Here is a 26669-nt window from a genome sequence, read left to right as displayed (position 1 = left end):
TGGTTAGTTCACGAGTAACCTGTTGCCACTGCTGCTCTGTTACGTACCCCACAGCCCAAGGCATTGCGCCGGCGACAACCAGTACACCAGCACTAACAATTATCCATTTTGCTTTCAAAAACTCTCTCCGTCTGAAAATATCAGGATTTGCCGGTCAGGCGCTCCAACAGAACCAACTGCGAAGCCACTCGCTCCGTACCTTCGGCCGGCTGATTCTGAATATAGCGGCCATCTGACTGCAACATCCAGGACTGACAGTTGTCCGAAAGGTAAGTATCCAGATCTTCGCGCACCCGCGCTATCAGTTCTGGATCTTCAATCGGAAATGCCGTTTCAACCCGGCTTAGCAGGTTGCGCTCCATACAATCCGCACTTGAACAGTAAACATCCGGGTTACCATCGTTGCCAAAATAGTAGGCCCGGGTGTGCTCCAGAAAGCGCCCCACAATCGAACGCACATGGATGTGTTCCGAAAGGCCCGGAACCCCTGGCCTAAGGCTGCATATACCACGCACAATCAGATCAACGTGCACCCCGGCCTGGGAAGCCCGGTACAACGCTTTGATAAGCTGGATTTCCGTGAGCGCATTAATCTTGATAATGATGCGCCCCTTCTCACCCAACTCAGTTTCACGCTCAATAAGGCTAAGTAATCGTTTGTGCAGCGTAAACGGGGCATGGAACAGCTTCTTGATCTTCAGGGCCTTGCCCATGCCTGTCAGTTGCTGGAACAGCTTGTTGACGTCGTCGCCGATAGACTCGTCACAGGTCATATAACTGTAATCGGTGTACAGGCGTGCGTTAACCGCATGATAGTTGCCGGTACCCAAGTGTACATAGCGGCGCAGACGGCCTTCCTCGCGACGCACAATAAGGATCATCTTGGCGTGGGTTTTATACCCCACAACCCCGTACACCACGATAACACCGGCTTCTTGTAGCCGGCTTGCCAGCTCCAGGTTCTCCGCCTCACTAAAGCGCGCCCGCAACTCAACAACCGCAGTGACCTCTTTGCCGCGCCGGGCTGCATCTGCCAGGGCTTCAACAATCTCCGAATTGGCACCCGTGCGATACAGAGTCTGCCGGATCGCCAGAACCTGAGGGTCCTTTGCTGCCTGGCGCATCAAATCCACAACCGGACTGAAGTTCTGAAACGGATGGTGCAGCAGAATCGGCCTTTTTCGAATGGCATCGAAGATGGTGTCCTTGCTACGGATCTGCCGGGGTATGGTGGGCGAGAAACCCGAATACGTCAGATCGGAACGATCTACCAGGCCGGTAACCGCCATCAGTCGAGTGAGGTTAACCGGGCCGTTGACCTGATACAGATCCCTTTGCCCCAAACCGAACTCGGTCAGCAGAAACTGCACCAGCTCCTGCGGGCAATTGTCTGCAACTTCCAACCGCACTCCGTCGCCAAACCGGCGACTGAGCAGCTCTCCGCGCAGAGCCGATGCCAGATCTTCAAGATCGTCTTCCAGCTCCAGGTCAGCGTTGCGAGTAAGCCGGAACTGATAGCAGCCCTTTACCTCCATGCCTGGGAACAGCTCATCGGTGTGGGCGTGGATCATCGACGACAGGAAAACCAGGTTCTCCCCGCCGCTGCAGATATCATCGGGCAAGCGCACCAGCCTTGGCAGTGAGCGCGGAGCCGGCACTATGGCCATACCTGTCTCACGACCAAAGGCATCCTTGCCGTCCAGTTCCACAATAAAGTTAAGACTTTTATTCACCAAACGCGGAAACGGGTGTGACGGATCCAGCCCGATGGGGCTCATCACAGGAAGAATCTCATCCTCGAAATAACGGCGCACCCAGGCCGCCTGCTCTGGAGTCCACTCTCCGCGCCGCACAAAGTGAACATTCTCGCGCTCCATCTCCGGGATCAGGACATGGTTCAGGATGTCGTATTGTTCATCGATATATTCATGGGCAATACGGCTGATTTCACTCAACGCCTGTTCCGGCATGATACCGTCAGAACCAATGGTCTCCCGGCCATACTTGATCTGCTGGCGCAGGCCGGCCACCCGTATTTCAAAAAACTCGTCCATATTACTGCTAAAAATACAGCAGAACATCAGCCGATTGATCAACGGATGGGTGGTATCAAGCGCCTGCTTCAGTACCCGGTAATTGAACTGAAGCTGGCTCAGTTCGCGGTTGAAGTAGTTTTCATTGGCGTCCAGATTGATCACTTCACCCACCGGCGGAATATCCATTGGCGCAGGTACACTCTGCCCCCCGTCCGCTGTAAGATTCCTGGCGATTTCCGTTGTCATGGTTTTTATATTCCTGTCTGATTTCCCGGCAGCAGATAGTCCACTAACGGCTTCAGTGCCGCTGATCCCGCATCAGGCGGGCCGCGCGCACTGCAAAGTAAGTCAGAATCCCGTCCGCGCCAGCACGGCGCATGGACATCAGGCTCTCCATCATAACGGTATCACCATCAAGCCAGCCATTCTGCTCCGCTGCCATATGCATGGCGTACTCACCACTAACCTGGTACACAAAGGTTGGCACCTGCAATTCGGTTTTTACCCGGTGCACTATGTCCAGGTATGGCATGCCGGGCTTGATCATCACCATGTCTGCGCCCTCGGCCAAATCCATCATCACTTCGTGAATGGCTTCGTTGCTATTGGCAGGATCCATCTGATAGGACGCCTTGTTGCTCTTGCCCAGGTTTCCGGCGGAGCGACTGCGTCCCGAAAGGCCCGTAATAACCGGATGCGTACTTCGCCGAGTATGCCAAAATACGTGTATTCACATGCCCTACAGACTCCAGCGCTTCACGCATGGCAGCAACGCGACCGTCCATCATGTCGGAAGGTGCAACAATATCGGCACCTGCGTCAGCGTGAGACAGCGCCTGGTTCACCAGAGCTTCTACGGTGACATCGTTCAACACATAACCATCATTATCAATGATGCCATCCTGGCCGTGAGTGGTGAACGGATCCAGCGCCACATCGGTGATCACACCCAGCTCTGGGTAAGCCTTCTTCAGCGCCCGAACAGCCCGTTGTGCCAGCCCGTCAGAGTCCCAGGCACCAGAACCCGACAGATTCTTTTTCTCCGCCGCAACCACAGGGAACAGAGCTATTGCGGGAATGCCCAGTTCCACCAGCTCTGCCGCCTGCTCAACCAGCAGGTCTATACTCAGGCGATCCACACCAGGCATGGATGGCACCTGTTCACGCTGGCCTTCACCTTCAAGTACAAAAACCGGGTAAATCAGGTTGTTCGGCGTCAGGTGATTCTCCTGTACCATCCGGCGGGAAAAATCGCTGGCACGATTGCGGCGCAAACGGGTAGCGGGGAAAGTACGGGGTGTTGATAAAGGCACAGAAAACCTCCTGAGTGACACGGCAAAGAATTGGATCGAAAATCCCGGCACCCTGACGGCACCGTTTGCACCATCATACACCTCCGAAGCCTATGGTTGCAGGCCACCAGCCGATGCAGGCCCCAGTTACTGAATGGAATCCAACGCTTGAGCCCGGACACGCTCGCTTTCACTGAAATACTTCTCACGCAGCCGGGTCAGGCCTTCTTCGCGCTCAGGCTCTGCCAGGCCCGAAGCCTCAAGCGCCTCTCGCTCCTTGGCGTAAGATTGCCAGCGCCGATTCCAGTCCTTCTGCTCTGCATCCAGACCTTCCAGCTTTTCGGCAGCCTCGTCGCCGAACTCTTGACGCCTCCAGGCTCTTAAGGCCTCTGGGTCATTGGCCATCGCTACGCGCGCCTGCTCATACCGGGAAAATTTACGGGTATCCTGCCGGGCCTTCCGGACGGGTTCTGGCAGAGCCATTTCGGCCTCGGCAAGGGCTTCCTCACGCTGCTGCTCGGTCAGACTGCTGTCTTTGCCAATGCTGCGCTTTTTAAGTTGGAACCGGTCTATCGTCTCTTCGTCAGCAAAGAAGGCCTCCGCTGTAGCCGCATCCATCCAGGTTCTACGTAGCGCGTGGATCTCCAACATCCGGCGCTCTATCTCAGCTGGTTCAGAAGCCCCGGCCTCACCGTAAGCAGCTTCCAAATCAGATAGCGCAAGCTTGTAATCCAGGTAACGACCAAGGGTGTCAAGCGCCTGCCCTCTTGCAGGTTCTTCCAGCACCGAAAGAGCAAGCCGGATTCTGGCCACCAGTTGAGACAGAGTTTCTTCGCCCAAAGCCGACAGATAGTATTCAAACAACTGCCGCAAATCTCCTGTAGGGACAAGGTTGCCAAAACGGTCTGTTTTTGCCCAGCCACCAGGCTCTGTTGTGCCTGCCAGCGACGCCGGCGGCTGGCCCGGTACAGTAAGCTCAGCGGACTCACCAACCAATTTTGAGGGGGGCTGCTGATGTCCTGTTGAAAAATCAGCGTCATTCGTTTTTATATCTGCGGCGTTGCCGTAGGGACGGGCGGAAGCGGGCTGGTTCTCAGCGCCATCGGCAAGCAGCCAGAGTGCAATCACAACTGCTATGATTACGGGTACGGTAAAGGCGAGTCTGGAAACAGATTTCATGATAAGGGGCAGGTCCGGCGAACGGTGGCTTGACGTCAATCCCGGAAGCAGGGATCGAGGCGCTTTACACGGGCAATAATAGACGGAAACCGAGTTGTTGACCGAGACAGACCGCAAAAACAGGCCAGGGCTCGAGACCCCGGCCTGTAAAGACATTACTCAAGGTGCGCGGTTGTTAAAGTCTACTTCCACTTTACGGTGGGGGCCGACACGCAAAGAAGTCTCAACTTCCTGGATTTTGCCACCTTGGCTCAGAAATGCGTCGATATCCTGCTGCAGCTGCGCTCGCACCCGTGCCCTGCCTGCGATCGAATGGGTATCGTCACTCTCGTTGCCCCAATTCCCGGATTGTTCCAGATTGCTTTCGTCGAGCTCACTCATGGCTTTCTCCATCAACGAAAACAGTGTTATAAGCGCGACCCCCTGCGGGAACTGTCGCACTCCGTCTCGACCAGCAACTACTGCAGCGCGGTCTTGGCGTCTTTATAATCTGCTTTCCATGGCAGCGCTATTTACCACCAATACATTTTTGTAAATATTTGTAACGCACTATAACCGAATGAATTTTAACAATAAAATACAGGTAAAAATAAGTGTTTGCGCTGACCGAAAGAATGAACCATTATTCACTAATTGCAAGGAGCGGGAATGCCTTATCGTGAAACCGAGAAGATGCGGCTGCGCAAAGCAGCAGCGCGCCAACGGATCGCTGAGTGCACTTACCAATGTGTTGCGCAAGGAGGCTTTCGCAATGCAAAGATTACCCGCATTGCACAGCTCGCCGGTGTCGCTACGGGAACAATTTACCGCCATTTCGAATCGAAAGAAGACCTGTTTGCTGAAATATTTCGCCTGGCCACACAGCGTGAAATAGACAAGGTAACAGAAGCTCTGGCCGCCCCAGGCAACACTAACGAGCGGCTAGAAAATGCCTTGCGGCAGTTTGCCGAACGCGCACTGAAAGGCCCCGTTATGGCCTGGTCACTCATTGCCGAACCGGTAGATCCGAAGGTTGAAGAAGAGCGGCTGGCGTACCGAAAAGCCTACGCCGATCTGTTTGAACAGGCGATTCGTGAAGGCATTGAAGAGGGATGCATTCCGGATCAGAACGCCCGCCAAAGCAGCACCTGCCTGGTTGGCGCTATAGCAGAAAGTTTGGTCGGGCCACTGTCACCAACCCAGACGGGGCAGGCGGCATCAGACGAAACTTATAACAACGTTCCGCTGGTCGACACCATCATACGCTTTTGCATACAGGGGTTGACCGGCATCAGGAGGTAGCTATGAACGCACCGAAATCCAATGCCAAAATGCCCACAAAGACACACGATGATCGTTACCTTGCCACCACACACGATGTCGTCAATCAACCGCCAGCGCTGGAAAACTACAACCTGTATGGACAGGATACGGCGCTTCAGGAAGCCGTAAAACGCGAGGGTGCCGGAAACTCAGAAAGCGACCTTGAAGCTTTTGGCGCTTTTGCCGGCAACGCGGCAACCATCGATCTAGGCTTTCGAGCCAATAACAACAAGCCCACGTTCAATACCCACGACCGCTTTGGCCATCGCATCGACGAAGTAGACTTTCACCCTGCTTATCACGAACTGATGCGCATCGCCTTCGAAAATGGCCTCCACAGCAGTCCTTGGACAAACCCCGGCAAAGGCGCGCACGTAACCCGCGCAGCAAAGTACTACATGCACTCCCAAGTGGAAGCCGCACATTGTTGCCCGGTTACCATGACCTTCGCCGCTACCCCCTCCATTCGCAAACAGCCAGAGCTGGCTGCACTCTGGGAATCCCGAGTGTTGGCCAACAGCTACGATGCCCGCAACGTTCCAGACAGTGAGAAAAGCTCGGTAACCATTGGCATGGCGATGACCGAAAAACAAGGTGGCAGCGACGTGCGAGCCAACAGCACGCTGGCCCACCCCGTCGGAAGCAAAGGCCCCGGCCAGGCGTATGAACTGGTAGGCCACAAGTGGTTTGTTTCCGCACCCATGTGCGACGCCTTTCTGGTCCTGGCCCAAGCCCCGGGCGGGCTGTCCTGCTTCCTGATGCCACGCTGGCGCCCGGATGGCACCAAAAACCCGTGGCAGATCCAGCGCCTGAAAAATAAAATGGGCAACGTCGCCAACGCCTCCAGCGAAGTAGAACTGCGCGGCGCACTGGCCTGGATGATTGGCGAAGAAGGGCGTGGCGTGCCCACCATTATAGAAATGGTTGCCATGACCCGCTTCGACTGCATGATTGGCAGCTCCGCCGGCATGCGCCAGGCCGTGGCCCAGGCCACGCACCACTGCCGCCACCGCAGCGCCTTTGGCAGCCGACTCATCGACCAGCCTCTGATGCAAAACGTGCTTGCCGACCTGGCCCTGGAAAACGAAGCCGCTCTCGCCTACACCATGCGAATCGCCCGCGCTCTGGACAACCAAGACCAGGAACACGAACGCCTGCTGGCACGCCTTGCCACGCCCGTAGGTAAATACTGGATCTGCAAACGCACACCCAATCACGCCTACGAATCCATGGAGTGCATCGGTGGCAGTGGCGTCATGGAAGACTGCATCATGCCCCGCCTGTTCCGTGAATCTCCAGTGAACGCCATCTGGGAAGGCAGTGGCAACGTCCAATGCCTGGACACCCTGCGCGCCATCCAAAAAGAACCGGAAACCCTCGATGCCTTCTTCCGCGAAGCCGCCGAAGCAAAAGGAACTGATCGCAGATTTGATCAATTTCTGGCGCAGTTACAAAACGACTTCGCCGACATCAGCGATTTCCAGTACCGTGCCCGCAACCTGGTAGACCGCATGGCCTTAGTCATGCAGGCCTCTCTGCTGTTACGTAACGCCGACAAAGCCGTGGCCGACGCTTTCTGCGCCTCGCGACTGCAATTCAGCGGCGGCATGAACTACGGCAACCTGCCCTCAGGCACAGATGCCGCGGCTATTATCAAGCGCGCAACGCCTGTAGTAGGCTAAGAGGAACCTTTACCGAAAATTTGGGGAGCAGGTGGGGCGCAGCTTCTGAAACTGTGCGGAGCCAGGGATGGCGGAGCCAAGCGTACAGGGACGTATTCACAGCGTGTTTCAGAGGCTGCGCCCCACCTGCTCTTACACGGAGTAATATGTCTGAAACTCTGAGAAAGCTACTCAAAGAAGGCAATGCGCCTCAACACAACACCGCAATTACACCGCACGTAGGCGTGTTGACCCTGCACTTCCAGCTCTACGGCTGCGAAGACCTCAAAGCCAAACGCAAAGTCTTCACAACCCTGCGCGCCGTATGGGGCAAAGAGCCCGACCTGGCCGTAGCAGAAACCGCCGACCTGGAAGCCCTCGACTGCGCCACCTGGACAATCGCCGCCCTCGGCACCTCCTCGCAGCAAATCACCCAGCGCCTCGATCAAGTAGAGAAAGCCATCCAGGAAAAGGTCGATGCGGCCATACTGGACATTCACCGGGAAATTCTCTGAGGAAGCTCTGTGGCACAACATCAAAGCAGCCCGTATACTACGCCTCCTCAGGGATGCCAGCGTGCCTGCAAGCGACAGGTTTCAAGTAACCAATGCCGGAATCAGACCCCGGCTGTATCCGTCGGGCATCCGGAACCGGCCCAGCGGATGACCACTAATAGTGCGTGGTATCTATGACCGGAAAGAAAAAATCCGCCAAGGCTTCAATCGAAGCTATGTACCGCGTGTTCACCGTGCCCGAAGCACCGGAATCCACGCTTAGCCGGATTGATCAGAACATTTCAAACAATCTTGCAGGTTTTCTGCAGGATCATATCGTTGCGGTTGAACGGGACCTTGCAGACGTCGAGAAGAACTTCTCAGACTACGCCATCCCGGAAAAACCCGTGTTCGTTTCCGAGCAAACCCAGTTCTTGCTAGACAAGCTGGTTGCCAACTCCGTCCATACCGCCTCACCAGCCTTTATCGGCCACATGACCTCAGCGTTGCCCTACTTCATGCTGCCGCTGTCGAAAATCATGATCGCCCTGAACCAGAACCTGGTGAAAACTGAAACCTCCAAAGCGTTTACGCCCATGGAGCGACAGGTTCTTGGCATGATTCATCGGTTGGTGTACGAGGAAGACGGCGCCTTTTACCGGAAATGGATGCACGACCGCGCTATGCCTTGGGCGCCATGTGTTCCGGTGGCACCGTTGCCAATCTGACTGCGCTCTGGGTGGCCCGGAACCGCGCCTTCCCGGCGGAAGGCAGCTTTCGCGGCTTGCACCAGGAAGGCTTGTTTCGCGCCCTCAAATACTACGGCTATGAAGGTGCAGCGATCGTGGTTTCCCGCCGTGGTCACTACTCCCTGAGCAAAGCTGCGGATGTACTGGGCCTGGGCCGCGACGCGCTTGTGGCAGTGGACACTGATGACGATAACCGAATCCACACCGACGCCCTGCGCGATAAATGCCTGGAACTACAGAAACAGAAAATCAAAATCATGGCAATCTGCGGCGTAGCTGGCACCACTGAAACCGGCAACGTAGACCCGCTAGAAGCATGGCAGATATCGCCCGGGAATTCGGTGCCCACTTTCACGTGGATGCAGCTTGGGGCGGGCCGACACTGTTCTCCAGAACCTATCGCCACCTGCTGCGCGGCATAGAGCAGGCAGACTCCGTAACCTTCGATGCCCACAAACAACTGTACGTGCCCATGGGCGTTGGGCTGGTGGTGTTCAAAGACCCGAGCCTGGCCAATGCGATTGAGCACCATGCCCAGTACATCATCCGAAAAGGCTCCCGGGATTTGGGCACCACCACGCTGGAAGGCTCACGCCCCGGCATGGCCATGTTGATCCATTCCGGCCTGAAAATCCTGGCACGAGAAGGCTACGAGATACTGATTGATCAAGGCATCGAGAAAGCGGCAACCTTCGCCGAGATGATTGAAGCACAACCGGACTTTGAACTGATCACACGGCCCGAGCTCAACATTCTCACCTACCGCTACTGCCCAAATAACGTGCAGCAAGCCTTGGCTTTGGCGGATCCGCTTCAGGCAGAAAAACTCAACGCCTGCCTGAACAGTATCATCAAGTTTATCCAGAAGACCCAGCGGGAGCGCGGCAAGGCCTTTGTCTCAAGAACACGGCTGGAACCTGCACGCTACTACAGCTTTCCGTGCATTGTTTTCCGGGTGGTTCTGGCGAACCCTCTGACCACGCCAAAGATTCTGGCGGACATTCTGGAGGAGCAGATAGAGCTTTCAGGAGAGGAAGGTATTCAGGACGAAATCAGGATATTGCATCAGATGGCGAATACGGTGCTCAAGCAACATGAACAGGGCCAGAAGCAAGCTTGACACACTGGAGTTACCCTTCCGGAATCGCAAGGGAGGGGGCAGGCTTCCAAAACACGCTGTAAATACCTCCCTGTACGCTCGGCTCCGCCATCCATGGCTCCGCACGGTTTTGGAAGCCTGCCCCCTCCCTCGCTCTGTGCTGGCCTCCAGCGCCTGAACTTCGGAGACAGTTAGCTCAGTAAAGCGCCTCTTCGTCGTCCAGCACTTCGTCAATAATTTCCAGGAACATGTGGTCCGCTTCGCTCCACTTTTCCGGAATACGAATAGTGGTGTTGGCGCTGATCTCGCGGGCGATTAATTCGTCAGAATTCGGCTCTGATCGATACTTGCGGGCAATATCGATGGATTTTACCGCGATGGTCGGATCGCTTAATACCTTCTTGATGAACACTCGCAGCTCATCAATCACCCTAGCCTGACGGCTTTCAACCGGTGTACTCATACCTCACCCTCCGGACAAACAAATTCTCGGGGAGCATACTGCTCCCTCGACAGACACACAGTATGACCAAACCGGCGCATTACAACCAGCCAGCGCGTTAAACGAAGAGCCCGCGCAGGGTGAAAAACAGGATGGCCGCCATAATGGCTGAGGCAGGCACGGTGATAATCCAGGCTGCGCCTATGCGCACAAGGTGCGACCGTTTCACCATTTCTTCTTTGTAGATCTTCTTGAGGCGCTTGCGGTCTGATTTGGTCAGGGGCACGTGTTTCTTTTTCTTGGCCCGCTTTAGAAGCTTTTCCATTTCCTCTACGGAAGCATTGCGAAAATCGTCCAGAAAAGGTTTGAGGAGCTCCTGATCATCAGCATCGCGCTCTTCCATAATCTTGTGCAGCTGTGTCGCGTAATTGGACTTCAGGTACTCACGCAGAAAGCCAACACCAAACACGCCACCAATGGCGATGTGAGTGGAGCTCACAGGCAAACCCAGCTGCGAGGCCAGAATAACCGTCAGCGCCGCAGAAAGAGCAACACAAAACGCACGGGTTTTATCCAGCTCAGTGATTTCGCTGCCCACGGTTTTAATCAGACGCGGGCCAAACAACATAAGGCCAACCGTCAAGCCCAGGGCGCCAATCATCATGACCCACAAGGGAATGCTTGAGGCGGTCACTACCGCTCCATTGGATAGCGCATCATTGATCGCTGCTAGCGGGCCAATGGCGTTGGCCACGTCGTTTGCGCCATGGGCAAAGCTCAACAGGGCAGCTGAAAATATCAACGGCCAGGTGAACAGGGTATTCACTCCGCCGGCGCTGTTTTCCATGGTGGCTGCCCGGCGCGCAGCTAACGCACGCACGACAAAAAATGCAATCGCAGCAGCAACCAAACCCACCAGGGAGGCCTCAAGGAAATCGACCTTGATAATCTTTTTGACACCCTTGATCATCAAGTATGTGCCGAACGCCCAAGCCATAATGGCAACCAGCCACGGAACGAAGATGCGAGCCGCTGGTATGACGTTTTTACGGTACAGCACGGTTTTGTTGATGGTGAACAGGAGCAAAGCCGCCAAGGCACCGCCAAGCACCGGAGAGATAACCCAGCTTGCGGCAATTTTGCCCATAACCTCCCAATCGGCAATACCCCAGCCACCCGCTGCAATGCCTGCCCCGAGCACACCCCCCACTATAGAGTGAGTGGTGGATACCGGAGCGCCCATCCAGGTCGCCAGATTGAGCCAGAGCGCGCCCGCCAACAGTGCTGCAGTCATTAGCCAGACGAAGGCACGACTGTCCTCCAGGTTTGTAGGATCAATAATGCCACCCTTGATGGTCGACACCACATCGCCACCCGCAATCAGCGCCCCAGCCGATTCAAACACCCCCGCGAGAACAACCGCGGCGCCCAAAGACAGGGCTCCGGAGCAACGGCAGGTCCAACGTTGTTAGCAACGTCATTCGCACCTATATTGATGGCCATATAGCCACCGATAACAGCAGCCGCCATTAGCAGCGTGCTATTAGGCAGGCCTTCACTAAATGCACCTACAACCAACCAGACTCCCAGCAGAAATAACAGGCTGAACCCGATTCGGTATCGTTCTGTAGAGTTGCTGGTGAGAAGGGTATCCAGAAATCCGCTTGAACGGGCCATAACAGAAAAGGTCTCATTTGGACTGAATGGAGAACGAACCGCCACATTGCGCGCAACTATAAATTTTTTGCTCGTAAATTGAAACAAATGTGCGGCAGTGCGATTCGGTCACACAATACACCTGCAGTTGATGCATACATACCACTGAATGACTCACAATAAGCAAAATGTCAGAGCACTGTACTGCCATACAACAGTGCCGCCTACCCAGACAGGGCCGCCATGACCAGAGATTTACCCTCAGGCTATCAAGCAACACACGAGCGTGAAGACGCCCAGGTTTCACGAGTGCTCACGTGGCTGTCGCTGGCGGCAGTGCTGTGTCTTTTTGGTATTGGCTCAAAGGCTTGGTATTCGGGCCACAGCGACCACGCTCTTACTCTCTGGGCCTTTATTTTCCCCGTTCTGGCAAACATGATCTGGTTTGCCAGAACGGGCAATCGTGGCGTACAAAAAACCGTGCTCTTGATTGTTGTCAGCGCACTTTTTTCTTACCTGATAGCCTCTGGTGGCGAAAGCAACACTGGCCCGCTATGGTTTTACGTATTCCCGCCCCTGCTGTTTTTTCTGACCAACCTGAAAACCGGCACCATGATCCTGCTACTGGTTTATCTTGTGGCTGTGATTGTATTTCAGTTCCCCAACCTGCCATTTGTGCTTGCGGAATACAGCAACGATTTCAAGATCCGATTTTTCGTCACGCTGACCTTTGAATCGATTTTCTGTTTTGTCCTCGAGGCAAGCAGGTTGAAGGCCCGCAACGAACTTCTGGATCTGGCTCACACCCATGAACACGCATCAAAAACCGATGAGCTCACCGGCCTATCCAACCGGCGGGATATCCTCAACCGGTTGTCAGAAGAGTTTTCACGATACCAGCGCTCTGGACACCATTTTTCCATCGTCTTAATCGATTTGGATCTGTTTAAAAACATCAACGATCAATATGGCCACAGCGCAGGCGACGAGGCTCTGAAGCAATTCGCCAAACTGGTACAATCCGTCATCCGTCAAACCGATGTTGCAGCACGCTGGGGCGGTGAGGAGTTTCTCTTGCTTCTGCCCGACACGTCGCTGATTCCAGCCCTCACACTGGCTGAGCGCCTACGCAGCGAGGTGGCACGGAACCATTTCAGTTTTCATGCACAGAGCCTGCCCATCACCATGAGTGCGGGCGTCTGCTCCATAGCTCAAGCCGATTCCATTGACACTATGCTCAAGCAAGCGGACATGCAGCTGTACAGCGCCAAGGCAGCCGGTCGCAACCGAATTGCTCCCCGTGTACGCAGCAACACAGATACTCAAAGTGCGCCAAGCGCTTGAGGCAACTGAACCTGGCCGTTACTATTCTGCGCGAAAAGAAACTCGGCGACCTGCTTTGCATTGAATAAGGATCAACATGACAGACATTCGAATTCTAGTAGGCAGCGTCTACGGAGGCGCGCTGATGACTGCCAAAGCCATCAAACAGGCTTTAGATGCAGATGGCTATTCAGTACACGTTTTGGAAAACCCGGTGCTAGACGATATAACGTGCGACAACTCCGCCTTGCTGGTGTGTACATCCACCACAGGCCAGGGAGAAGTTCCGGGCAACCTCCTGCCTTTTTATGTAGCCTTACGTGAACAGCTTCCACAACAGCCAGGACGCCCCTTTGGCCTTATTGTTCTGGGGGATAGCTCCTATGGCGATACCTTTTGCGGTGCCGGCGAGCTAATAGAAGAAGCGCTTTATGAAACCGCTGCGCGTAAGGTTGGCGAAACCCTGTGCATTGATGCACTGGAAACCCAAGAGCCGGAAAGTGAGGCTTTACCCTGGGTGCGTGAATGGGTATCCGCTGTATTAAGATAAGAGCGACTTGCGTCGCAATTGGCTGCAGCTCATGCTGATTCGAACAACAACGATAAGCGGTGAATCGTGACAAGGTTTCAATGGTCTCGCATTTTGGCAGTGTTAATACTGCTTTTGCCCTTGGCATTTACCTGCCAAGGCGCTGAGACTTTTCGTTTCCCAAATATCGAGTTTCTGCGTGTGCCGCCTGACGTAAAGCTGTCACCTATGGAGGCAGCAGCCTCTGGTGACTGGCAACCTCTCGACAGCAGCCCGAATTTTGGCTACACCCGGGATACTGCCTGGTTCCGCTTTGACGTTCCTGACAATAGCCAACTTGATTTGCTTGAAATAGCATACAGCCATCTAGACTATATCGCGTTCTATCTTATTGAAAACGGTGAGCTTACCAGCGAAATCACTACCGGGGATCGCTATCCATTTGCGCAGCGACCCATTCTTAACCGCCACTTTCTGTTCCCGTTCAGTCCAAACACCAGCGCTCATCAGCAAATTCTTCTTGAAGTTCATACCACAGGCACCTTGCAGGCTCCTATGGCGCTCTGGAACGCCCAGGTTTTTTTTGAACACGCCTCAGTCGAAGAGCAACTCCATGCCATCTATTACGGCATACTAATCAGCGTTATCTTTTTTAACTTGTTTGTTTACATCGCTCTCCGCGAGCATGTTTATCTCCTGTACGTACTTTCAACGCTAGGCTACCTGTTATTGATTTTCAATCTGAATGGCACTGCGTTTCAGCTGATCTGGCCAAGAAGCCCGGCCTTGCATAGCTGGGCCACACTGCTGGCCATCCCCTTCGCAGTCGTGTTTAGTCTATTATTTTCGCGCTCTTTTCTCCGGCTCAAGCAAGCCGAGCCAACGCTGAACCGCATTGTGCTTGGCTTTGTCGCCATGAACGCTGCCATGGCCATATTCGCCGTCCTGCTCGATTACAGTGTCGCCATACGGCTGTCTGTTGCCATGGTTATTCCAAGTACACTGCTACTTACCGTGATTGGCCCACTGCAGTGGGTGCGGGGCAACCCTCAGGCCGGCTATTACACCATTGCCTGGTGTGCACTATCTCTGGGCAGCGCCATTACAGCCGCTAATAAATACGGACTACTGCCCAACAACTTTATAACGACCTACGGCATGGAGATCGGGTCTGTGCTGCAGGCAACCCTGCTTGCCCTGGCTCTGGCAGCGAGGCTATATCAAGAGCGACAGGGAAAACTGGAAGCCCGCGAAGCGGAGCTCAAAGCCATGGCTGCCCGGCGCTCAGCCGAACTCAAACTGATCGAAAACGCTTTGCACAACCCTCTTACCGGGCTGCCCAATCGCACCAGCTTTGAAATGCAGATAAATGACTTGATTCGCCAGGCACCGGCCACACGGCACGGCATCGTGGTGATTCACCTGAATAACTTACAATCCGTGACTAAAACGCTGGGACACCAAAACAGCGACCGTATTCTGGAGCTGGCGTCAAAAAGCCTGAACGCAACCGTTCGCGAGATGCCGGGTATTATTTCTTTGGGCCAGCATAACGGACGCAGCTTTTTCGTAGCCTCTCTCGACTCGGAAACCTTCGCTTGCGTGGTGAATGCCACCACATCAGAACAGGCACGCAGGTCTGTAGTGCGCACACTGGAAGCCATCCGTTGCCCGATTGATTACCTTGGCATGCAAATTCCGCTAAACCCGCAGCTTGGCGTCGCTGTCTCACCGGTTCATGGCACTGACGCCACGTCTTTGATCCGCAAAGCCGCAATAGCAGAGGGCTCAGATCGCGCCCATGAACGGGGGATCGCATACTACAAGCCATCCATAGATTCCTACAGTGCTGGCCGACTTACGATGGCTTCGGAGTTACAGCAGGCACTTGCGAATGATGGGCTAGCCCTTCATTTGCAACCAAAGCTGGATTTCAGAACGGGAAGAATTTCTGGCATGGAAGCTCTCATTCGCTGGCCAGAAAGAGAGCAGACAGTTCCTGCAGATGAAATCATCATGCTGGCCGAGCAAACCGGGCTGATCAAACCACTCACACGCTGGGTGCTGGAACAATCTCTGCAGCTCCGAAACTGTCTGCTTGAGAACAACTACCTCCTCGACCTCTCGGTAAACATATCACCCAACAATCTCCGGGAGCCGGATTTTCCACTTTTCGTAAAGCGGCTGATGAACGCTCATCCCCGGCATGAAGGCGCAATTATCTTTGAGGTTACAGAAACATCAATGATGCAGGATCCAGCCAACGCTCTGAAAGCGCTTAACTCCCTGGCAAAGGCAGGCATCCCGGTTTCCATTGATGACTTCGGATCCGGTTACTCGTCGCTTTCCTACATCAAGCAGCTGCCCGCCAGCGAAATCAAGATTGACCGTTCGCTGATAACGGATCTGGCCACTAGGGAAGAAGACAGGGTTATTGTCCAGACCACGATCAACATGTGTCACAGCCTCGGCTACCTGGTTGTGGCCGAGGGTGTAGAAGACGAGGCTACTGCAAGCCTGCTGGAAGGAATGGGTTGCGACATGATTCAGGGCTATCTGCTAAGCCGGCCTCTGCCACTTGAACACATGCTGGTCTGGCTCACTCAAAAGGGCGAAACTGTCACCAAACAGCACGCACCCGGGCAATGATCGGCAGCTATCAACGCTGGCGAATCAAGGCTTCCTGAGTTGTAGATGCCACCAGAATACCTTTCTGATTGAAAAAATTGCCTCGATTGAAGCCACGCCCGGAAGAAGCGCTCGGGCTGTCTTTGTCATACAGCAGCCAATCCTCCATGCGGAAATCCCGGTGAAACCAAATAGCATGATCAAGGCTTGCGATCTGCAGCCCCTTGTTCATGAAGGATACGCCGTGGGGGTTAAGGGATGTCCCCAAAAACGAAAAGTCCGATGCGTAGGTAAGCAGGCAGCGGTGCAAAACCGGATCATCTGGCAAAGGTCCCAGGGCACGAATCCAGCTTTGTTTATGGGGCGGGCGCTTGTCCGGCTGAAACGGGTTCACGGGGTTCACCGGTCGAATTTCGATAGGACGGTCACGGGTCATGATTTCCCGCAACGCTTCTGGCGCTTGGGAGGCCATCATCTTGCCCCACTCTTGCTCGGAGCGCAGGGTTTCAGGGTCTGGCGAATCTGGCATCTCTAGCTGGTGTTCAAAGCCTCTTCAGGGACATGAAACGACATGGATCCAGTCAGGATTTCCTTGCCATCCTGGTGAGCAATCACGCGGCGAACCGCAAAGCTCCGGCCATCGCGCACCCGCTGAACCTCGTAATCTATAGGCATATGCTGATTGCCCGGGCGCAGAAAATAGGCATGCATGGAATGGCAGAGGCGACCTTCAACCGTATGGCTGGCAGCCATCAGCGCCTGCCCAAGGACTTGCCCTCCAAACACGTGGGGAAAGCCCAGGTCCTGACTGTCGCCCCGATAATGATCGTCGCCTGTGGGGGTCAGATACAGCAGATCCACCAATTTTTTTGTTACGTCAAGCATGCCTGCTCCTGTTGATTCGTTAGCTCACGAAGGAGTTTCTACCCCAAGCGGGGAGTTTTCGCAACGAAAAGCGCCGTCAGGAGGCAGTGTTTTCAAGAATGAATGGGTGGTACCACTTTGGAAAGCGCCTGCTTTTCCAATGCAAACCGGCCAGTAACCGCAAAGCCCAAAACATCGCCTTTCGCATTTTTGAACAGGGTTTTTACATGGGTGCCATCCTGTTCTGTTTCCCAACTACCCTCAATATCCGAAGGTGGCGGGCAAACCGCTGCCGGACAGCAGGGGGTTTTGATCATCACAGGCATGGTGCCATAGGTCACTTCAGTGGGTTCGCCAGTCAGGGTTTTTGCCAGAGCTCGGGCACACGCCATTAAAGGCAGAACATAGAGCAGCACATGCCCGTCTACCTCTGCGCAATCGCCCAGGGCATAAACATCCTGAGCTGAGGTTTCGAGCACTCTGTTTACCGTGATGCCACGGCCTGTATCGATTCCCGCGGCGCGGGCCAATTGGATGCGGGGCCGCAGGCCCACAGCAGAAATCACAATATCCGCCTGCAGCTTTTCACCATTGGCCAGGAACAGGGTTACGCCTGGTTCTGCCGGTTCAACCCGCTCAACCACCGTTTCCAGATGAAAGCGTACGCCCAGCGATTCCAGTTCTTGCTGCACTGCATTAGCGGCAACTGGCGGCAACAAGCTGGGCATAACAGCATCAGAGGGGGCAATAACTTCCACCTCGTAGCCACCATTGCGCAGATCATTAGCAAACTCACAGCCAATCAGCCAGCGCCCATTATGGCCACTCGGCTTCCCGGCTTCAGCGCCTTACGGAACGCTCGGTAGTCTCCCAGATCGTTGATCGGGAATACCCGCTCTTGGCCATCGCCCGGTATGGTTAAGCGAATGACATCCGCACCCCAGGCAAGCACCAACTTAGAGTAGGATAAGCTGTCGTCGCCAAGCAGTAACCGGCGACCATCCGTATCTATGCCCGTCACGGTGGTATAGGTGAGCAGTTCCAGGTTCAACTGCTCTGCCATGGCTTCCGTAGCCGCTTGGGCCAAGCCTTCAGCATCCTTACCTTTCGTAAAACCGGTAGACAGCATGGGTTTGGAGTAGCTGACACCATCATCAGCCGTCACCATGACAATGCGGATCTCTTTATCCTGCTTTCGAATTTCCCGGGCAAGGGAATAGCCCGCTAAACCAGTACCAACAATAACCATGGGGGTCTGCTCTGTCATAACCGCGCTCCGCTCGGGTTCAGCCGATCTCAATCATTTCAAAATCTTCCTTGCCAACACCACAGTCAGGGCAAACCCAATCCTCGGGCACATCTTCCCATGCGGTACCTGGCTCAATACCGTCCTCCGGCCAGCCTTCCGCTTCATCGTATACCAGGCCGCAAACCACACACTGCCACTTCTTCATAAACAATCTCTCCACCACGTATTTGTGGCCGCAACGTTAATTGTCGAACAACACATCAACAAGTAGTTTTTACGCCAATAAGCCTGAAGGCCTATCAAGCAATTCGTTTGTAAGCGTTTCAGCGCCATGATACCCGGCACATTGGGATTGACCAATGCCAGCAAGGACGTACCTACCCGGCTTTTTCTGCCAATTGTAGGCATTACACCCCCTCCCCTCCGCTGGCGCTCTCCGGTATAATCGCGGGTTTTACGACAGGACCGACCGTTATGACCGATACCGTCGCCGAAATGAATCAGGTTATGGCCGAGGCTGATTGCCTGATTGACGAGCAACAGGTACAGACTGCCATCCAAAACCTGGCCGACGACATAACCGGCCGCCTTAAAGACAGCAACCCTTTACTGTTTTGCGTCATGAACGGCGGACTGATCTTTACCGGCCAGCTTCTGCCCCGGCTCAAGTTCCCGGTACAAGCAGAATACCTTCATGCGACGCGTTACCGGCAAGAAACAACCGGGGGCATTTTGGAGTGGCAACTCCAGCCCAAAACCGACATGAAAGACCGCATTGTGCTTATTGTTGACGACATTCTTGATGAGGGCACCACCCTGTGCGCCATCGCCGATTATTGCCGAGCCCATGGCGCCAAACAGGTTCTGACAGCAGTACTGGTTGATAAACAGCATGACCGCAAGGCTCACCCGGATCTCAAAGCAGATTTCACCGGGCTGAACGTGGAAGATCGCTTCCTGTTTGGTTACGGCATGGATTACAAAGGTTACTGGCGCAATGCGCCCGGGATTTATGCCGTTAAAGGTCTCTGATATCTATACTCAGGCATATAACTCTAACCTGAGCATCCCGCCAACCGACTGGTACCACTCCCTGGCTGCGGCCGGGCTGCGTAATCCGGATGTTCACGGCCCGGCACGCTACTGGCTGCAGGTTGAAGGCTCCTTTACCAGAGCGTTGCAAAACGAATGCGTGAGTTCGTTTCACGTGGAAGTGCAGCGCGAAGGCTTTGCAGCCCCCACCCGTGAAGAGGCCCGGCGCCTAAGAATACCCCCTCGCCAGCAGGCATGGATCCGCGAAGTTCGCCTGTGTGGGGATGGAGAGCCTTGGGTACTCGCACGCACCGTGATTCCACTTGCCTGCCTATCGGGCAAAGGCAGGCGCCTTCTCCACCTTGGCAGCAAACCCCTTGGCGCCTATCTGTTCAGCAGCCGGGGATGGCAGCGGGGCCCACTTGAAACAGGGCTTTGCAGTCAACAAAACCGTGCCACGCCAATCTCCGGCATGCCGGAGATTGCACGTCGCTCGCTGTTCAGCAACAAAGAAAATGCCCTGCTGGTGGGCGAATACCTGCTTCCGGTGCTTTACCGCCAACGCTAACGAGCCCCCAGGAAAACACTCCTGCTTTCATCTCCGCTCACGCACTGGCTATACTCTGCACTTTCGTTTTTTATACGTTCCTTTTTCAGACATTGTTTTCCAACCACCCCAAAACGGATAGACCTATGCTGCCCGATGCCGTGCCAGAACACATACGGAGCCGATTGGCCGATTACGCACAGCTACTGCGCATCAACCGCCCTATTGGCACCTTGCTCTTGCTCTGGCCTACCTACTGGGCGCTCTGGCTTGCCGGTGACGGCAACCCCGGCATTGGCAACATCATCGTTTTCACTCTGGGTGTGTTCTTTATGCGCGCCGCCGGTTGCGCCATCAACGACTTTGCCGACCGGGATTGGGATAAGCACGTAAAACGCACCAAAGATCGCCCGTTGACCAGCGGCCGGGTAAAGGCCTGGGAAGCCGTCGCCCTGTTTGCCGGGCTTTGCATTGTCTCGTTTCTGATGGTGGTATTGTTTACCAACACCCTCACACTCTATCTATCCTTTGGCGGCGCAGTGTTGGCGTTTATCTACCCCTTCACTAAGCGCTACACCCACCTGCCCCAACTGTTCCTCGGCGCCGCCTTCTCTTGGGCCATCCCTATGGCCTGGGCCGCTGAAGCCGGCGAGCTCAGCCAGATTACTTGGCTACTATTCACCGCCAACGTGCTCTGGACGGTGGCTTACGACACACTTTATGCCATGGTTGATCGAGACGATGACCTTAAAGTGGGTATCAAATCCACGGCGATCCTTTTCGGCGATGCAGACCGTGCCATCATTGGTGTATTACAAGCCATGGTGGTACTTACCCTCATCATTGTAGGCCACCGCTGTGAGCTGGGAACCTTCTATTACCTGGGGCTGGTTGCCATGGCCTGCCTGTTTATCTACCAGCAGTACCTGGCCAAAGACCGCGAGCGTGATGCCTGCTTCAAAGCCTTTCTGAACAACAACTGGGCGGGCTTTGCGGTTTTTACCGGCCTGGTTATCGACCTGATTCTTTCCTGATCAAGCCTGTCATATAGTTGTAACACTGGGGCGTTGTAATGAGTCAGCAACATATCGAGGTCTGAAACAGGTTATAGATTATGTCTGGAAAAACCGTCCTGATTGTCGACGACGAACCCGCTATCCGCGAAATGATCGCCGTCGCACTGGAAATGGCCGATTACGAGTGCATGGAAGCCGCCGACGCGCGTGAAGCGCACGCCCTGATTATCGACAGGCAACCGGATATCATTTTGCTGGATTGGATGCTGCCTGGTACCAGCGGCATAGAGCTGGCGAGGCGCTTGAAAAAAGAAGAAACGACCGCAGACATACCCATCATCATGCTTACGGCAAAAGTGGAAGAAGACAATAAAATTCGCGGTCTGGAAGTTGGTGCTGACGATTACATCACCAAACCTTTCAGCCCCAGAGAGCTTGTCGCCCGCTTGAAGGCTGTACTCCGTCGGGCAACGCCTCCAGGCATCGACAGCCCCGTTAACGTGGATGGCCTGGCACTGGACCCATCAAGTCACCGCGTTACGGCAAATGGCTGCTCCCTGAACATAGGGCCTACGGAATATCGCCTGCTGCAGTTTTTCATGACGCATCAGGAAAGGGTGTATTCACGCTCCCAACTGCTGGACCAAGTATGGGGTGGCAACGTTTACGTTGAGGAAAGAACCGTTGATGTGCACATCCGGCGGCTGCGTAAAGCATTGGGGGATCACCACGATTACCTGATTCAAACGGTAAGAGGCGCTGGCTACAGGTTCTCTACCCAGCCAGCCTAGCAGGCCGACAACTACCACTAGGGCAATACAAGGCAGCCTTCCATGCAGCAAACCTGGTCGCGACATCTGCGTTACACGCTCGCCGGTCTTGCAGGCACCACAGTTGCTGGCCTGTACCTGGGGTACCCGGTATACGGGCTGGCAGCCGGGCTGGGAGCTACCTGCTGTGGACGCTCTATCAAACCCGCCGTCTGGTTCAATGGCTTACAGACCCAAATACTGCTGATGAGGCACCACAGAGCCTGGGCATCTGGGGTGTTCTCTTCGAAAAGCTGCATAGATTAAACCTAAACTACCTGCAAACCCGGGACCGGCTGCACGCAAGAATCGACCGCATTCAAGAGTCCACTAACGCGATGTGTGACGGCGTTATCATGACCGACGCAAGCGGCGCCTTGGAGTGGTGGAACGGCTCAGCAGAGCACCTGCTGGGGTTTCGCCGCAGTACGGATCAGGGCCAGTATATTTATAACCTCATCCGTACACCGGCCTTCAAATCCTACTTTGATGCCAAAAACTACCGCGAGCCCCTGGAACTACACTCACCTGCCAAACCCCACATTCATCTACAGGTTCAGATAAGCCTGTTTGGGGAAGACGATCGCCTGATAGTCGCCAAAGATATCTCGCGCCTGCACCAACTGGAGCAGATGCGCCGGGATTTTGTAAGCAACGTCTCCCATGAAATGAGAACCCCGCTGACCGTAATCAGTGGCTACCTGGAAACTCTCGTGGACAACGCCGATGATCTGCCACCCAAATGGCGACGAGCCATCAATACGATGGCAACACAGTCTTTTCGAATGGAAACGCTGATTACCGATCTTATCCTTCTATCCCGAATTGAGACCGGTGAACAGGCGATAAGTGATGCACCAACGGACGTTAACAGTTTGGTTCGGCAAGTCTGCCAGGACGCCCAGGCGCTCAGCGGCAAGAACCAGCATGACATTACCTTTGAGGCCAGCAGCCACCAAAGACTAAACGGTGATGAAAATCAGTTGCGCAGTGCCTTTTCCAATCTGATTTTTAACGCGGTTAAATACACCCCGGCCCAAGGCAAAATCCTCGTCTGCTGGTTCACCAACAGTGATGGCGGCCATCTTTCGGTTAAAGATACAGGCGCTGGTATTGATCAGGTTCATATTCCCCGGCTGACAGAGCGTTTCTACCGTGCAGACCCCAGCCGACATAAAGATACAGGTGGCACCGGCCTGGGCTTGGCCATCGTTAAGCATGTATTAATAAATCACGATGGCAATCTGGAGATACGCAGCCAACTTGGTGAAGGCAGCGAGTTTATCTGTCACTTTCCTGCGGAACGGCTGGTTACGGAGCTTGCAGAATAGGCTATCCAAAAGTTGGGTGCAGGTAGAGCCTAACGCTTGCCAGCCCGAAAGCGCGCGACGAACCGGGACAGATCCTCCATTTTTTTAGGATCCTCATCTACAAACCGAATGGTGACACTCACAAAGTCGGTATCCTTGCGTTTATCCACAGCCTGCAACTGATGTACGTATCCGTTCAGCCGCGCCATCTGTCCCTCGCCTGTTTCTATATCAACCACCGCCTGATCTAAAATGCCCGGAAACTCCTGATCCTGCCTGGCAATCACTCTCACTTCGGTCAGGTTGATGTCTTTAACCACAGACTTCAGGGTGCTGTCCGCAAAGCGGATTGAAGCAAGGCTCATACTGCTCTTGCCCATCGCCGGTTTGGAACCTTCTGAAGACGAAGGGGCAAACGCAACAGGCGCTGGGGCAGGCTGATCTACCACCTGGGATGCTGGTTCCCGCTTTTGCGTCAGCAACGCTGCCGACTCTTTGAACGCATCCGCCTGCCCGGCCATGGATTTGCCACTCTGGCCCATAGCCATGGTCAGCGTATTACCCATCACCTTGATGATTTTTTTACTCAGTCCTTCCGGGCTAAAGGGCTTGCCCAGATACTCGGACACGCCTTCATTCACGGCCTCGATCACATGGCTCTTGTCGCCCCGACTGGTAATCATGATAAAAGGCACTTTCTCGTACTGAGGTTGCTGGCGCATCCATTGCAGCAGTTCAAGGCCAGACATTTCCGGCATTTCCCAATCACACAGAATCAGATCAAAACTCGCCCGGGACATAAGTGACTGCGCCCTGCGACCGTTCTGTGCATCAGTAGTCTCTATCACGGGAAAACGCTGGCGTATCGTGCGCTTAACCAAATCCCTTACAAAACTGGCATCATCAACCACCAGCGCTTTCAGCGTTGCCATGTTCAAAACTCTTATGAGCGTGTGCCCCAACTATAGAACAAAGGCCCGCAGGGGAAACCCGCAAGCTACAAAAAACCACAAACTTCAAACCGGAAAACATACAGCAGCTGCATTACACAGGGAAGCCGAACCAACAGGTTAAAGAACTGTCACCCCCAATGGCTCCGTAAAGTGTTTCACCAACCGAAAAACACGCTACCATGGCCTTTTACCGTCCACACCTTCTTCTATTACCGAGGTTTCCCGTGCTGACCAAGCTTGCAAGGATTCTGCCCAACCGGCGTATGGCGTGCCGTCTATCTGTATCCGCCCTTCTGGCTACCTCCGCCCTGCCTGCAATGGCTAAAGTGGCAGACAGTGAGGCCGTCCTGGAGGCGTCCAATGGCTTTGAAGAATGCAAACTGCAACTTCAGGAAAAAGCCATTGCAGCCGGGGTTAGTGCAAAAACGGCCCAGGAGGTTATGACTGGGGTCAAGCATATAGACCGGGTAATCGAGCTGGACCGCAGGCAACCCGAGTTCACCACCACCTTTGCAGACTACCTGAATCGACGTGTTAACGATGACAGGGTAAACAAGGGCCGCGAGTTGATTGAGGAGCACAGCGAGCTGCTGGCACGGGTTACCGAAGCGACCGGTGTGCCCGCGCCCTATCTCTTGGCGTTCTGGGGGTTGGAAACCAATTTCGGCAGTTATTTCGGGAAAATGTCCGTGCCGGATTCGCTTACAACCCTGGCCTGCGATGCGCGCCGTAGCACCTTCTTTACCGCACAGCTGATCGCTGCATTGCGGATTATTGATGAAGGCGCAATTCCCGTAGAGCAAATGGAAGGATCCTGGGCCGGTGCCATGGGCCACGTGCAGTTCATGCCCACCGTGTTTCTGAAACACGCGGTTGATGCAGATGGCGACGGCCGCCGCGACCTCTGGAACAGCCTGCCAGACGCCCTAATGTCCGCAGGCCGCTTCCTTCAGTCCATGAACTGGGACGGGGATTACCGCTGGGGCCGTGAAGTGTTGCTACCTGAAAACTTTGACTACTCACTGGCCGATGGCCGGCGCCTTGAGCTGAGCAAATGGCGCGAACTGGGTATTACCGACGCGTTTGGCGAGCCCCTTGACCAAGAAGATATCACCGCGGCACTGGTTGTCCCAGCCGGCCATCGTGGGCCTGCCTTTCTGGCTTACCATAACTTCAAAGTGATTATGGGCTGGAACCGTTCTGAGTTCTACGCCATAGCTGTAGGCCACTTGGCTGACCGCATTGCTGGCGCCGGGCTGCTCCAGAACCCGCCACCAGAAGATACCCCGGCGTTGTCCAGAGACACGGTTCTTGAACTTCAGGCCGCGCTCAATGAACGTGGATACGATGCCGGCAAGCCGGACGGCATTACCGGACCCGCAACCCGCTCTGCTATTCGTAAGTATCAGCATGAAGAGGGGCTGATCGCCGATGGTTTTCCAGGGCAGGAATTGCTTGATCGGCTTGGGGTAAGCAACTAATACGATCTGTCAGTTTTCTTTACAACAAAAAAGCAAAACAGTCTTAACTGACTGTAATAAAAGGATATTTTAAGTTGGCACGAAAATAGCTTACTGGTAGCAACTGACGACATAAAATGAATTATGTCATTTCATCACAGAAGCTAGGAGTAGTGCCATGAAGATGTTGGCGAAAGGATCCTTTGGTGCATTGTTGCTAACTGCAGCTATGAGTGTTGCGGCGTTTCCGGTTGATGTGACATCCATCGACGGAATATTCAACAACACCAAAGACGAAAACGGAAACACTGTTACAGGTGAAGGCTCAAGCCTTATTAGCTGGGGCGGCACTAGCTCACAAAGCAGCTATGAATTCAATGGCTCATCACCACTGCCAATTCAAGTGACTGACACTTCTGAGTTTAATTTAGGCACTCTTACTCATACGAACAATCAAGTCACAGGCTCAACGCTTAAATCCACTGATCTTGCCATCACACTGGGCTTCTCAGGGTTTGGCGATACCGGCACACAAGAGGGTATGTTCGAATTTTCACATAGTGAGACACCCGACACGGGCACAAATTGGGAATGTGTTTTTTGGGTATTTTGCTGGGACAAGAAAAACGGGGCAATTGATGACATCGTCGCGCAAACTGGCGCGTCGGTTACAAGCTCTAGCTTTGTCCTCGGCGGCTTCGAGTACACCCTTGAATTGCTAGGCCTGACCACCGATGGTAGCACTGCGGAAAGCACAACACGTGATTATAACCTGCGGGCTAAGCTCAACGCTTCAGCAGTGCCCGTCCCTGAGCCCGGCACTATTGCCCTGCTCGGCCTCGGCCTAGCCGGTCTCGCTATGGCACGTCGCCGCAAAGCCGCTTAATTGGCTGACGTATTAACAGGAACTCCATAGTCCTGTTGTGCACATAGTACAAAACCGACACCCCGCGCTTTCATCAAGCCCGGGGTGTCAGTTTTTTTTTAACACTCATTTTTTCAACATATCCTTCTTCCCGTGATCTGAACTCCCAATCCG

At 54.3% G+C, this 26669-nt stretch carries 18 protein-coding genes and 6 pseudogenes; 14 read left to right on the top strand and 10 right to left on the bottom strand.

Features of this window, described 5'->3' with window-relative positions; genetic code table 11:
• Positions 1-140 precede the first annotated feature (140 nt).
• From ppk1 to BCA33_RS04650, 4 genes and pseudogenes are all read right to left on the bottom strand, one after another.
• Positions 141-2282, bottom strand: coding sequence for a polyphosphate kinase 1 (gene ppk1, locus BCA33_RS04665; RefSeq protein ID WP_071263800.1), 2142 nt, complete (start codon positions 2280-2282; stop codon positions 141-143).
• Between the two features lie 52 nt (positions 2283-2334).
• Positions 2335-3349, bottom strand: a pseudogene (gene hemB, locus BCA33_RS04660) (porphobilinogen synthase).
• A 126-nt stretch (positions 3350-3475) separates the two neighbouring features.
• On the bottom strand, positions 3476-4507 hold the full coding sequence (locus BCA33_RS04655; protein WP_071263798.1) for a lipase secretion chaperone: 1032 nt from the start codon (positions 4505-4507) through the stop codon (positions 3476-3478).
• A 159-nt stretch (positions 4508-4666) separates the two neighbouring features.
• Positions 4667-4888 carry a hypothetical protein gene (locus tag BCA33_RS04650; RefSeq protein WP_071263796.1) on the bottom strand — a complete coding sequence of 74 codons (222 nt, stop codon included), beginning with the start codon at positions 4886-4888 and terminating at the stop codon, positions 4667-4669.
• A gap of 267 nt (positions 4889-5155) precedes the next feature.
• Between BCA33_RS04650 and BCA33_RS04645 the strand changes: the two genes are divergently transcribed.
• The 4 genes and pseudogenes from BCA33_RS04645 to panP all read left to right on the top strand — a co-directional run bounded on the left by BCA33_RS04645 (position 5156) and on the right by panP (position 9833).
• Entirely contained in the window at positions 5156-5788 is a 633-nt protein-coding gene (locus BCA33_RS04645) for a TetR/AcrR family transcriptional regulator (RefSeq protein ID WP_071263794.1), read from the top strand.
• 2 nt (positions 5789-5790) lie between these two features.
• A complete protein-coding gene (locus BCA33_RS04640) occupies positions 5791-7491 on the top strand; it encodes an isovaleryl-CoA dehydrogenase (protein ID WP_071263793.1) in 1701 nt (566 codons plus the stop codon).
• 146 nt (positions 7492-7637) lie between these two features.
• Positions 7638-7985 carry a DUF503 domain-containing protein gene (locus tag BCA33_RS04635; protein ID WP_071263792.1) on the top strand — a complete coding sequence of 116 codons (348 nt, stop codon included), beginning with the start codon at positions 7638-7640 and terminating at the stop codon, positions 7983-7985.
• A 173-nt stretch (positions 7986-8158) separates the two neighbouring features.
• Positions 8159-9833 (top strand): annotated as a pseudogene (gene panP / locus BCA33_RS04630) (pyridoxal-dependent aspartate 1-decarboxylase PanP).
• Positions 9834-10008: 175 nt separating this feature from the next.
• On the opposite strand, the gene BCA33_RS04625 reads toward panP, so the two are convergent.
• Complete coding sequence (locus BCA33_RS04625; protein WP_071263791.1) at positions 10009-10275, bottom strand: hypothetical protein; 267 nt, start codon at positions 10273-10275, stop codon at positions 10009-10011.
• 97 nt (positions 10276-10372) lie between these two features.
• Positions 10373-11931, bottom strand: a pseudogene (locus BCA33_RS04620) (inorganic phosphate transporter).
• A 222-nt stretch (positions 11932-12153) separates the two neighbouring features.
• Here BCA33_RS04620 and BCA33_RS04615 point away from each other — a divergent pair.
• The 3 genes from BCA33_RS04615 (at position 12154) to BCA33_RS04605 (ending at position 16411) form a co-directional block, all read left to right on the top strand.
• The gene (locus BCA33_RS04615; RefSeq protein ID WP_071263789.1) at positions 12154-13254 is read left to right on the top strand and encodes a GGDEF domain-containing protein; all 1101 of its coding nucleotides are present in this window, start codon (positions 12154-12156) and stop codon (positions 13252-13254) included.
• A gap of 76 nt (positions 13255-13330) precedes the next feature.
• A complete protein-coding gene (locus BCA33_RS04610; protein WP_071263787.1) occupies positions 13331-13783 on the top strand; it encodes a flavodoxin in 453 nt (150 codons plus the stop codon).
• A 66-nt stretch (positions 13784-13849) separates the two neighbouring features.
• Positions 13850-16411 (top strand): EAL domain-containing protein, encoded by a 2562-nt coding sequence (locus BCA33_RS04605; protein ID WP_071263785.1) that lies wholly within the window; start codon positions 13850-13852, stop codon positions 16409-16411.
• A 10-nt stretch (positions 16412-16421) separates the two neighbouring features.
• Here BCA33_RS04605 and BCA33_RS04600 read toward each other — a convergent pair.
• From BCA33_RS04600 to rd, 3 genes and pseudogenes are all read right to left on the bottom strand, one after another.
• Positions 16422-17275: pseudogene (locus BCA33_RS04600) on the bottom strand (acyl-CoA thioesterase).
• Between the two features lie 92 nt (positions 17276-17367).
• A pseudogene (locus tag BCA33_RS04595) lies at positions 17368-18521 on the bottom strand (NAD(P)/FAD-dependent oxidoreductase).
• Positions 18522-18540: 19 nt separating this feature from the next.
• Positions 18541-18708, bottom strand: coding sequence for a rubredoxin (gene rd, locus BCA33_RS04590; RefSeq protein ID WP_071263783.1), 168 nt, complete (start codon positions 18706-18708; stop codon positions 18541-18543).
• A gap of 269 nt (positions 18709-18977) precedes the next feature.
• Between rd and BCA33_RS04585 the strand changes: the two genes are divergently transcribed.
• The 5 genes and pseudogenes from BCA33_RS04585 (at position 18978) to phoR (ending at position 23238) form a co-directional block, all read left to right on the top strand.
• Positions 18978-19535, top strand: coding sequence for a hypoxanthine-guanine phosphoribosyltransferase (locus BCA33_RS04585; protein WP_071263781.1), 558 nt, complete (start codon positions 18978-18980; stop codon positions 19533-19535).
• Positions 19516-20103 (top strand): chorismate lyase, encoded by a 588-nt coding sequence (locus BCA33_RS04580; protein ID WP_071263779.1) that lies wholly within the window; start codon positions 19516-19518, stop codon positions 20101-20103. The genes BCA33_RS04585 and BCA33_RS04580 overlap by 20 nt, the downstream gene beginning before the upstream one ends.
• A gap of 125 nt (positions 20104-20228) precedes the next feature.
• Positions 20229-21116 (top strand): 4-hydroxybenzoate octaprenyltransferase, encoded by an 888-nt coding sequence (ubiA, locus tag BCA33_RS04575; RefSeq protein ID WP_071263777.1) that lies wholly within the window; start codon positions 20229-20231, stop codon positions 21114-21116.
• A gap of 80 nt (positions 21117-21196) precedes the next feature.
• Positions 21197-21889, top strand: coding sequence for a phosphate regulon transcriptional regulator PhoB (gene phoB, locus BCA33_RS04570; protein WP_071263775.1), 693 nt, complete (start codon positions 21197-21199; stop codon positions 21887-21889).
• 42 nt (positions 21890-21931) lie between these two features.
• Positions 21932-23238: pseudogene (gene phoR / locus BCA33_RS04565) on the top strand (phosphate regulon sensor histidine kinase PhoR).
• A 29-nt stretch (positions 23239-23267) separates the two neighbouring features.
• Here phoR and BCA33_RS04560 read toward each other — a convergent pair.
• Positions 23268-24149 carry a response regulator gene (locus tag BCA33_RS04560; RefSeq protein WP_071263773.1) on the bottom strand — a complete coding sequence of 294 codons (882 nt, stop codon included), beginning with the start codon at positions 24147-24149 and terminating at the stop codon, positions 23268-23270.
• Between the two features lie 338 nt (positions 24150-24487).
• Here BCA33_RS04560 and BCA33_RS04555 point away from each other — a divergent pair, with 338 nt between their 5' ends.
• Both BCA33_RS04555 and BCA33_RS20695 read left to right on the top strand, forming a co-directional pair.
• Positions 24488-25651 carry a lytic murein transglycosylase gene (locus BCA33_RS04555; protein ID WP_254774185.1) on the top strand — a complete coding sequence of 388 codons (1164 nt, stop codon included), beginning with the start codon at positions 24488-24490 and terminating at the stop codon, positions 25649-25651.
• A gap of 157 nt (positions 25652-25808) precedes the next feature.
• The gene (locus BCA33_RS20695) at positions 25809-26516 is read left to right on the top strand and encodes a THxN family PEP-CTERM protein (protein ID WP_071263769.1); all 708 of its coding nucleotides are present in this window, start codon (positions 25809-25811) and stop codon (positions 26514-26516) included.
• The last annotated feature ends 153 nt before the right edge of the window (positions 26517-26669 follow it).

Origin of the sequence: Marinobacter sp. AC-23 (assembly GCF_001858325.1) — a bacterium.
GTDB lineage: Bacteria > Pseudomonadota > Gammaproteobacteria > Pseudomonadales > Oleiphilaceae > Marinobacter.
The sequence above is the reverse complement of the archived record's forward strand: the minus strand, read 5'-3'. Positions and strand labels throughout refer to the sequence as shown.

Excerpts from the sequence above, each read along its gene's own strand:
- ppk1 (WP_071263800.1), bottom strand. The coding sequence starts at position 2,282 with ATGACAACGGAAATCGCCAGGAATCTTACAGCGGACGGGGGGCAGAGT.
- BCA33_RS04615 (WP_071263789.1), top strand. The coding sequence starts at position 12,154 with ATGACCAGAGATTTACCCTCAGGCTATCAAGCAACACACGAGCGTGAA.
- BCA33_RS04650 (WP_071263796.1), bottom strand. The coding sequence starts at position 4,888 with ATGAGTGAGCTCGACGAAAGCAATCTGGAACAATCCGGGAATTGGGGC.
- BCA33_RS04580 (WP_071263779.1), top strand. The coding sequence starts at position 19,516 with ATGCCGTTAAAGGTCTCTGATATCTATACTCAGGCATATAACTCTAAC.
- phoB (WP_071263775.1), top strand. The coding sequence starts at position 21,197 with ATGTCTGGAAAAACCGTCCTGATTGTCGACGACGAACCCGCTATCCGC.
- BCA33_RS04640 (WP_071263793.1), top strand. The coding sequence starts at position 5,791 with ATGAACGCACCGAAATCCAATGCCAAAATGCCCACAAAGACACACGAT.
- ubiA (WP_071263777.1), top strand. The coding sequence starts at position 20,229 with ATGCTGCCCGATGCCGTGCCAGAACACATACGGAGCCGATTGGCCGAT.
- BCA33_RS04645 (WP_071263794.1), top strand. The coding sequence starts at position 5,156 with ATGCCTTATCGTGAAACCGAGAAGATGCGGCTGCGCAAAGCAGCAGCG.
- rd (WP_071263783.1), bottom strand. The coding sequence starts at position 18,708 with ATGAAGAAGTGGCAGTGTGTGGTTTGCGGCCTGGTATACGATGAAGCG.
- BCA33_RS04655 (WP_071263798.1), bottom strand. The coding sequence starts at position 4,507 with ATGAAATCTGTTTCCAGACTCGCCTTTACCGTACCCGTAATCATAGCA.
- BCA33_RS04635 (WP_071263792.1), top strand. The coding sequence starts at position 7,638 with ATGTCTGAAACTCTGAGAAAGCTACTCAAAGAAGGCAATGCGCCTCAA.
- BCA33_RS04555 (WP_254774185.1), top strand. The coding sequence starts at position 24,488 with ATGGCTAAAGTGGCAGACAGTGAGGCCGTCCTGGAGGCGTCCAATGGC.
- BCA33_RS04585 (WP_071263781.1), top strand. The coding sequence starts at position 18,978 with ATGACCGATACCGTCGCCGAAATGAATCAGGTTATGGCCGAGGCTGAT.
- BCA33_RS04560 (WP_071263773.1), bottom strand. The coding sequence starts at position 24,149 with ATGGCAACGCTGAAAGCGCTGGTGGTTGATGATGCCAGTTTTGTAAGG.
- BCA33_RS04625 (WP_071263791.1), bottom strand. The coding sequence starts at position 10,275 with ATGAGTACACCGGTTGAAAGCCGTCAGGCTAGGGTGATTGATGAGCTG.
- BCA33_RS20695 (WP_071263769.1), top strand. The coding sequence starts at position 25,809 with ATGAAGATGTTGGCGAAAGGATCCTTTGGTGCATTGTTGCTAACTGCA.
- BCA33_RS04610 (WP_071263787.1), top strand. The coding sequence starts at position 13,331 with ATGACAGACATTCGAATTCTAGTAGGCAGCGTCTACGGAGGCGCGCTG.